The 8,656-nt window shown below is 45.5% G+C and carries 11 protein-coding genes; 2 read left to right on the top strand and 9 right to left on the bottom strand.

Translation table 11 applies throughout. From position 1 onward, the window contains the following. Positions 1-86: 86 nt before the first annotated feature. The 9 genes from QT979_RS08655 to QT979_RS08615 all read right to left on the bottom strand — a co-directional run bounded on the left by QT979_RS08655 (position 87) and on the right by QT979_RS08615 (position 7,406). Positions 87-521, bottom strand: coding sequence for a hypothetical protein (locus QT979_RS08655; RefSeq protein WP_333309252.1), 435 nt, complete (start codon positions 519-521; stop codon positions 87-89). Then, complete coding sequence (locus tag QT979_RS08650; RefSeq protein WP_333309250.1) at positions 509-721, bottom strand: hypothetical protein; 213 nt, start codon at positions 719-721, stop codon at positions 509-511. The genes QT979_RS08655 and QT979_RS08650 overlap by 13 nt, the downstream gene beginning before the upstream one ends. Positions 722-899: 178 nt before the next feature. Beyond that, complete coding sequence (locus tag QT979_RS08645) at positions 900-1,181, bottom strand: hypothetical protein (RefSeq protein ID WP_333309248.1); 282 nt, start codon at positions 1,179-1,181, stop codon at positions 900-902. Between the two features lie 12 nt (positions 1,182-1,193). Then, the gene (locus QT979_RS08640) at positions 1,194-1,553 is read right to left on the bottom strand and encodes a hypothetical protein (protein ID WP_333309247.1); all 360 of its coding nucleotides are present in this window, start codon (positions 1,551-1,553) and stop codon (positions 1,194-1,196) included. Between the two features lie 69 nt (positions 1,554-1,622). Then, a complete protein-coding gene (locus tag QT979_RS08635) occupies positions 1,623-2,270 on the bottom strand; it encodes a hypothetical protein (protein ID WP_333309245.1) in 648 nt (215 codons plus the stop codon). 145 nt (positions 2,271-2,415) lie between these two features. Continuing rightward, positions 2,416-3,948, bottom strand: a complete 1,533-nt coding sequence (locus tag QT979_RS08630) for a hypothetical protein (RefSeq protein WP_333309243.1) — start codon at positions 3,946-3,948, stop codon at positions 2,416-2,418. Next, positions 3,948-6,029: a hypothetical protein gene (locus tag QT979_RS08625; protein WP_333309242.1), complete on the bottom strand. Its 2,082-nt coding sequence runs from the start codon at positions 6,027-6,029 to the stop codon at positions 3,948-3,950. Before QT979_RS08625 ends, QT979_RS08630 begins: the two co-directional genes overlap by 1 nt. A 1-nt stretch (position 6,030) precedes the next feature. After that, positions 6,031-6,858 carry a hypothetical protein gene (locus QT979_RS08620; protein ID WP_333309240.1) on the bottom strand — a complete coding sequence of 276 codons (828 nt, stop codon included), beginning with the start codon at positions 6,856-6,858 and terminating at the stop codon, positions 6,031-6,033. After that, positions 6,858-7,406, bottom strand: coding sequence for a hypothetical protein (locus tag QT979_RS08615; protein ID WP_333309238.1), 549 nt, complete (start codon positions 7,404-7,406; stop codon positions 6,858-6,860). The genes QT979_RS08620 and QT979_RS08615 overlap by 1 nt, the downstream gene beginning before the upstream one ends. A 198-nt stretch (positions 7,407-7,604) precedes the next feature. Here QT979_RS08615 and QT979_RS08610 point away from each other — a divergent pair, with 198 nt between their 5' ends. Next, a complete protein-coding gene (locus tag QT979_RS08610; RefSeq protein ID WP_333309236.1) occupies positions 7,605-8,192 on the top strand; it encodes a tyrosine-type recombinase/integrase in 588 nt (195 codons plus the stop codon). A gap of 3 nt (positions 8,193-8,195) precedes the next feature. Next, positions 8,196-8,537, top strand: coding sequence for a hypothetical protein (locus QT979_RS08605; protein ID WP_333309234.1), 342 nt, complete (start codon positions 8,196-8,198; stop codon positions 8,535-8,537). Positions 8,538-8,656: the final 119 nt, after the last annotated feature.

The raw sequence follows: 8,656 nt of genomic DNA, 5'->3' as shown, positions 1-8,656 counted from the left end.
GAATCCCCACACACTGATGTTAGTATTTTGATGGCTGGCAATAAGCTTGCGCTGCACAATCCAGGGGATGCCAGCCTCCCAGCTCTTCAATACTTCACCGTCAACGGCAGACTCTTCACGCCCAAATTTGCGATCGACGCGAGCCGATCGCAAAATCGCCGCCACCCTTCCCAATTTTTCAGCACCACACACCCAGCGCTGCCGGGATAATTGGCGTCGAAATGCAACCCCAATTCAGCCCGAACCCCTTTATCGGAAACTACAGGGTCAGGGGTGATATGAAAAAACAGCCCTTCGACTCCCCGCGTGTCTAACCAATAACCCTCGGTTGGTATTTCATACTCGCCCGCAGGAATCGGGCCCTTCCCCCTTACCCACTCATCGCCGGGGCGTTGGTAATCGGCACAGCCGCTTGTCGCCACATAGTCGATCAGCTTTCCGTCGGGGTAAACAAGTTGCAAATTTCCATAAATTAGCTCTGATGATTCCGCTAACTGCATTGTAAAAATTAGTTTGTGCATTTTATTTTTTGCTTAATTTGTTCAATTAGATCCTGAATTTCTGCAAGCGTTTTGCGACCGCTCACCAGTTCTCGCAAATTGCCGATAGTCATGCCCTGAATGTATCCGTACTCTTTTCCTAAGTCTTCCAGTGAATCCAGTAACTGAGATATGCTAGGATTGGCGACTTCCAAAAGTTTCCTAGCTTTGTCTATGGTCATGTTGCGTTTTGGGGGGAGAAACTAGCAAACCGCCTAACAAAGTCAAGATGGGCGCCAAGAAAGGAATTAACGCCGTGGCGTTCTCTTTTTGAAAAACTAAAACTGTCCCTGCAGCCACCAACATTATTACGGAAACATTTAAACTAGCAATAGTGAAGCGATACGAGTATTTATCCACTTAAAAGCCTGTATTTTCATTGTTGTATTCGTTCAACAAATCGTCTTGGATTTCGTGAATCCCTCCGCGCACATGGTAGCCGTGATGAATTTTAAGATAGTTTTGAATGTCGCGAACTTCCGCTCTTTGGCTTATATACAAGCTGCGAAGTACGGTAAGCTTACGCTGAATATTTGCTAAAAGCGTAAGAACACCTCGCGTCACATTCCACAAAACTATCAAGCTAATTAAAGACGTTAAAAACGTACCAATTAGCGACATGGAATCTGTAAGGTTTTTCACAAATTTTTACTGCTAATTATTCCCCGTGTATTTTTCAATTACTAGCGCGATTTCTTTATGCCATTTAGCCGGCTCAAACTTAAGGCGATATTCAGAAGTCAAAATGGGAAGTTGGATTAATGTTTGATTTTTGAGTGGAACTAGCCACCGCGACGCCTCAAAGTCCGGCCCCAAAGTGCCACTTCCTAGTAGCTGCGTTAACCTTCCCCCTAGCCACCATGTAGACTTAGCTTGCAAAGAGATTGTATAGGCTCTAATAGTGTGCTGAGTAAAAGCACCCGGAATTAATATTCTACCGATAGAGTTTCCATCTATTGAAGTGTGAAATTGATTGTAAACAACTTGCCAATTTGATTCATCATCAAAACTCATTTCTTTATCCGCAATGATAGGGCGGCGTGTAACTAAATAATTGAGAAACCGCCCTAAAAATCATTTTAATTAAGCTGCAGGTGCTAGAGGTGCGACCTTTTTCTTGCGGCTCTTGGTGCCCGTCAAGATTGTCACTTCTTCGGCTGGAGTTCCGGCCGCGTCGGTGTCCGTACTTGCCTCTGCTACGGTTTGTAGCGGAATCGGGTAAGTCCCGCCGCCTTTAATCGTGAAATACGGGAAAATGTCAGCATCCCCTGTGGAGCCGGTGCGATTGACCTTTGTAGCCGGGATTAAGTCGCCCAAAACATCTCCAATCTCAGCAACTCCCAAATAACTGGGGAAAGTAAAGGAAAGCTTGCGGCGAGTGCCTTTAGTTGTTTTTCTGCCAGTTGTGAGGATAATTGTTCTCGCGCCCGGTTTACCACTGGCAAGGTAAGTTTTCGTGCCTGCTGCAACCGTTATTGTGCCGTCTGTACCGTCTGGTTTTACATAGGTGCGAGTGTAGCCAGCACGTTCTACAATGTCGGCTTCGCTGGGTACATATTCCTTGGTGTCAATATCCAAAAATTTAGCAACACGCGGGATACAACTACAGGTTGTCCGGTAAAAATCTGTGCCGGTGCCTGTCTGACCTCTATCTTTATATTTAACGAGAAAACTGGTGCGAGCCATAATAGTTTTGGGCTGAAGTCTTAAGGTTTTGTGTCGTAACTTCACCTTAAATTTTTCGGCCCAGACTGTCAACAGCTAAAAACATTACTCCGTAAAGATTTCAGCAATAAAGTATTTTGTACAACCCTAGGGTTGTATAAAATACTTTATAAATGGATTGCCCAAATTGTAAAAATTTGTAAAGGTATTGTTAACCGAGTGGTTTTAAATTTGGCGGCTCTCTGTCGGGCCACAAATCAAACTCGATCCGCTGTTCTTCCCAGATGTTGCCCGCTATGTCTTCTCGGCCTTGTAAGTCAACCGCCCGCCTTCTCCAAACAAGTACAGCCTTAGACGGGTAGGCAAGGTAAGGTAACGAACGCCGACGCGGTGTTGGGTCTGTGTATCCCGAATCGCGGACGCCATTGGGCAAGATTTCAGCCGTTGAAAGTACCAGCAACTCTTTAATTTTTTGAATTCCCTCGTTTTCCGTGCTCGCGTAGCACTGCATTTGACGGCCGTTATTGAGCCGCGCCGTAACGAGCCGCTGGCCGCTCGTGTACTGCTTTGCCGCAAGCTTTACCTCTTCCCACGTCAGACCGCGCTTGATATCGGGAATTGTTATATATCTGTGGCGAGCTGCTTTCCCATTTGGCATTTTCCACGGTGGCGCGGTCTTTTCGCGAAACTCAATACGTAAAATGCGCTCTTGTACTCCGGGGGTAATGTACTCATCTGTGGGAGTTCCATTAATCAGCACCCCGACATCTCTGTTACCAAGCATTTGATGAGTTGCTAGCACGTTGACGATTGTTGGTCGCAAAACAGCTTCGGGCCCGCTAAGCACAATTCGCTCATCCGGCGCGCTGCGATCGGGCGTAATTTCCACAGTGCGATCAACTCCAAGCACCGATGCGTTTTGCATTGCTTGCTGTGCCAACCAAGCATCAATCCCGCCTGCTACTGCAAAACCCGCTTCTATACAAGCTTCTGAGCCTTCCTCAGACATCTCCTCAGTAAAGTTCCGCCAGAAAACATTGGGAATTGACTCGATTTTGTTCTCAACTGCTTTGGCGATCGTCCACGATTCGCCCGTTCCCCAATTATCAACAGTTCCCGAACCCAAAACAGCCCGCAGTCCTTGCCCAAAAGTATTGTTAGGGTCTTTGAGTGCGCGTCGCACGTCCTTATACAGCCACAAAAAAGTTGCTTGAGTCCCCATGCGAAAACTGGCATTGATAACTTCGCTAGCAGCGTCTAGTATTTCATCTAGTGCTTGCTCGCCAACTTCTAACAGCAAGTGAGCACCGAGCGACTGATTGAAAGTAAAAATAGTGGCGGCTGGCACAACCCCGCAACTTATCCACCCAATTGCCCGCCCGGACGCTCCGCCCAAAATTCCTCCAAACGAATTCCACAAACCCTCTATTTGTTTATCAATTGCCGTGTCGCTCATCTGCCAGTTAAAATTATAGATAAACTGCACGCCGCCAACTATCCAACCCCAAAGCTTCGTAAAACTAAATGAAATTGCGCCAGATATTGCAGAGATTAAAAAATTACCAAATCGGACAGCGCCATTAATAATTGTCTCAATGATTCCACCACTGCTTCTAGTAGTTACTGCGCTAGCTGACCAAGTTCTGATTAAGCGCCCACCCGTAGAAGACGATCGTATTTTTCGGGACGCTAAATCTTTTAAAATCATTCCTATTTTAGGAATGGGTGCAGCAGTTGTTGTCATTAATCATCGTCTCCCGCTTGTGAAATATTGCTACCAATTTGTTTAATGCGCGGGCGACGGTCTGGCGTTCTTCCATAAGGATTTTCAGCGTCCGTTATCCCTGAGACTGTTCTAAATCCGTTTTCTATTCTGTCGATAACATCTTCAAAACTGTCGCCTTTAGGCGACGTATCATCGTCGGAACGTGTTGGATTTTTTACAGAATTAGCCAAACTACCAATCCCCATTAACCGCTCTAACATTTGGGCTTTGACATCTTTTTTAGTGTCGATGCGTTCCCAGTGAACCGCCCGAATAATGGCAGCAGCTTGCAATAAGTCTAAATAAATGTCGCGCAAAGTTTCTTTTTCGGTGTAGTCTATTCCTTTAAAATGAATTGTTGATTCATCCACTAGCTTGTCGATAGATTCAGCGCCTGGTGTAAAACAGGCAGGCATATCAACATCTATCTCTGTAGTCTTAAAAGCCATGTATTTGATAATCGACTTTGATGCTAAATACCCTTTGATTGCTTCTTGCCTTCCTAACCCTGACTCAACTAAATTTTTAGTAGTAATAGCAACTAGCGCATCTACGTTAGCGGTTATCGACAATATTTGACCTTCTATTTCGGCAATAGCTTCTGCTAAATTTGGGAATCGAACAGACTTGCTCTGATCGCCTTCTTGAGTGATGTCTGAATCTTTGATATTTATTTGTACTTCCCATTGCCCTAGCACTTCTTCGTAGCGCCGAAATTGCCAATCCATTAAGCTTACTAAATCTGGAATCGGTATCTGTGGTGGTTCTGCGGGTTCTTCTCCCTCGTTTGGCACTTCTTGAATAATAGTTGCAGGCAGTTGACCGGGGAATCGGGTCAGCCCTAATCTTACATACATTGCGCGTGTCAAACGCAAATTTTCACAGCAGCATTGATCCATATTTCTTTTCCTTGGTGGCGGGTTTGGAAAAGGAGTAAAAACGGGCGTATTTACTGGAACCGCATCAGCACATTTTAATGTGTATTCAATTTCTCCGGTATATTGCCAGTCGCTCCAAATAATTTGACTTGTGGCACTGTTCCAGCCTAGCCTCTCTCTTGCATAGTAAACTTCTTTTAAGTCAACTTTTTCTAATACAACGCGACCATTGGATACGATGTTGTGCCAACTTCGCATAATAGTCATATCTGTGGCGTAGTTTGGTTCTGTACCATTATTGTTAAGTGGTAGCTCGTGCCATGCTACACCACCAAAAGCAATGCCGTTGCCTACTTGGTAATAGTGATAACGCACAGGTCTAAATTGTTGATTGAATAATGCGCTAGGATTAACTACTGGTGTACCAAATTCTTGATATATTTGAGCATCTGAATAATTAGCATAAGCAGGAAACACCTCTCTAATGCGGTCTTCGTAAGTATCCGTGAGCTCGTAAGGATATAATTTTGTGTTTCCTTTTATAAAGTCTGTATTGTCGTCGTAATCTCTTCTTAATTTATATTTTCTAGTCCAACTGACAAAATATTTTGTACAAGAAAGATTCGGGGTTGGCGGCGACGGCATCGGGATGCTTGCAGATGGCGGTGGTGGCGTCGGAGTTGGCGTCGGAGTTGGTGTTGGAGTTAATGGTTCTTTCTCTTCAGGAAACCTTAAGCCTAAACCTAACTCTATGGGTGTGCCGGGAATTTGTATCGTGAATTCAATACCGACATTACCTTCTTCGGAAGAAACATTAATTCCTAGCCCTAAAACTTCTCCCCCAATACTCCCGCCGGTGATTTCTCCAGTATTTGTATCAATAGTGGCTCCCCCACCAATGCCTAAAAGCCCCCCGGGAATTTCAGCGCTACCAGCAATTGAAACAGTACCTCTTGATGGATCTCCACTGATATCAAGCCCAATCGGACTGATTTCAACACCAACACCACCAGTCACACTAACACCACCAATATTGCCAACTTCTTGAGTAACTCCAATTCCTCCACTTGATACGGATGGCTGAGTTTTTCGCCCCATCTCTGGGCCGCTGCTATCTTTGCCGAGATTGATCGCATTTGAACCCCTTGTGGCGCTTGGCGAAAGCCCTGACCTGGAACTCACTCTAGACATAGCTCGCCTCTACTCCCGATATTCGGGAAGTGCCGCCATCGGCGATCGCCCACAGTTCCCCGGTCAACGTTTGCTCGGTCAAGTTTCCGCCGCCGTTCGGAGCTAAAAAAATGCCGCTGCCGACTGCAACACTGGAATCGCCGGCAATCCAAATAGGCGAGTTTCCGGTGTTGGTGGCGTAAAGTATTGCGCGGTTTTGGTTCGCCGTTCTAAAGCGCATTGGCGCTACCGTGCCAATATCCACTCCGTAAGGCAATCCCGCGCCGATCGTCCTCACCTGCGGTTTTGCTATGAGGTCGAGGCTATATCTAAAATCACCCTCTAAATTGATGTAGTCGCCACTTCCGAGTACGCCGTGACCATAATTAATAATAGAAATGCCAAGCCTATCATCCGAACTTAATAGTTTTAATTGATTGATAGTTAGGTAGGGAATTGTAAACGGAATTGTAGTTTCTCGCCCCTTATTCTGCAAGCGCGCTGTTGCTAAAGTTGACCACGCTCCCGTACCTTTTCGAGCGTGAAATCTTAGTCCAACAAACGGATACTCTTCCTCTATAGCAAGCATTGCAGCAATTTTTTCTGCTGCATTCATTTCTGGAAAAATATCGGGATACGGTGCTTGCTGGTAAGAAGGTAAATAAATTGCACCGCTAAAAGCTTCTAGATAAAAGCTTTTCCCCAAATAGTAAGCACTTGATAAATCTGCATATTCGGCAAACGCATCAGCGCAATTTAATACTTCAATAATTCCCGTGCCGTCGGTGGCGGTGATACTGCGGCGAAAAGTTTTGGTATTCTCTAGCTGGTTTTCTGCCATTAGTTTAGAAACACCTTGCCTTCAATTACGCTGCCGCCACCGGGTAAGCTAACGACTTCAATCGGGAATTCCAGCAGCGCGCTAAATGTGGCATTAGTGCCTCCACTGGAGGCTAGCGTGTGAGTGCAACGAGTAATTACGGTTTTTTCTGGGTCAAGTTTTCGGGCTTTGTCAAGTTCAAGTAATTTCAGAGCGATTACCCCTTCCATTGCTGCTTGTGCCAAATTAGCAGCGCTGCTACCGCCACCCGTGCCACTTGTGAAGGTTGAGCCTGTGAGGTAATGGCTCGCCGTGTAGGAAGTATTACCACCTACGCCGTTGCTAGCAGTTACATTCAAAATCAAGTCAATGGCAGCGGTCCTTGTCGAAAGATTGACAGTAATTGTTATTCTGTCGGTTCGTTCCGCAACTCTGGGTAAATTATTTTCTTCCTCTTCTAACAGTGTCAGTATTCCGTATACATGGCGCTCTCTACTTGCTGGCCCTGTGGGGTTAGCGTGAGATGTTCCACTGACTGAAGCACCCGCGCCGGAAGTATAAACCGTCATAACTAAAAATTTATATAATCTTACTTCCCCAGTTTAAGTAAGATTTACTAGCTCAATATTAGGTTCGTAAATTCTTAAGAAGTTGCTGAAATAGATAAAACAACAACCACTGGTTTTTTTGAAAGGATGTGATAGTAGCGGTTTCACGGGTTAGACTAAAGTTGACAGCCAAAAGGTTGTTGTTATTGCAGTATTTATATGGAATCAACAACTGTGAAAATTGCAGGACTTGGACAAGCAACGCCATTATCTCAGATAACTTTTAACCAAATTAGTGACAAGTTTACAGCGGATGTCTACAAGCTGTTTTTAGGAATATCTTGGTACACTGGGGAGAGACCGGGAGCTATTCTAAAAATGGATGTGGCGCACATCTACCAGAATCCCGCAAGCCGTCAACCGCGTGACACAGTGCTTTATCCTGCTGCAAACCGCAAGGATAGGCGAACTCGCGAACTGACTATTCACCGCGCGCTCAAATTAATGCTTGCTGCTTATCAGCCACCGGAGACAGGGTTCCTTTTCCCTTCTTTGTATAGGGCCGACAAGCATTTGTCTCAACAGGCAGTAGATAAGGCTTTTCGTCGTGCGGTTAAAAAAGCAGGATTAGAGAATCAAGGCTTCAGTCTGTACTCAGCGCGACGCGGATTTGTAACTCGATTAAGCGAGCAAGGTTGCAGCATAAAAGTAATTCAAAAAGCGACAGGGCATAAAAGTATCTCTTCTTTGATGAGGTATATCGAAGTTTCGGATTCACAAGTAAAAAACGCAATTGATAATTTCTAATTTATGACTTTATTTAATCCCCAACAGCAACAACAGCAGACATCAACACAACAATTTTCTAACGCTGGCAGCCTGACAGAGTTTGCGTTGACAACTGCAACGACTACGATCGTGCCGGATCGAAGTGCAGCTAAAAATCGGCGAGGATTTACAGTTTTCAACGACGGAACGGCAAACGCGCTGTTTGCTTACGGTACAACTATATCGGCGACTGCTTTTACTGCTGAATTATTGCCGGGGGGATATTTTGAAGACTCATCGGCTGCACCGTGGCAAGGGCCGGCGGTGATGCGAAGTACGAGCAGCACAACTACTGTAAATGTTACCGAATTAGTGATTATCTAATGCCTCTTAGAAATCCCATCACTGAGCCGCAAATACCGCAGCCGATCGCCCGCGACAGCGAAGTAACAGCAGCAATTACCGCACACACAAGTGCAGCAGACCCGCACCCTGCATACTTG

Source organism: Microcoleus sp. w2-18bC1 (genome assembly GCF_036700365.1).
In the GTDB taxonomy this organism is placed as follows: Bacteria; Cyanobacteriota; Cyanobacteriia; order Cyanobacteriales; family Microcoleaceae; genus Microcoleus.
The sequence above is the reverse complement of the archived record's forward strand: the minus strand, read 5'-3'. Positions and strand labels throughout refer to the sequence as shown.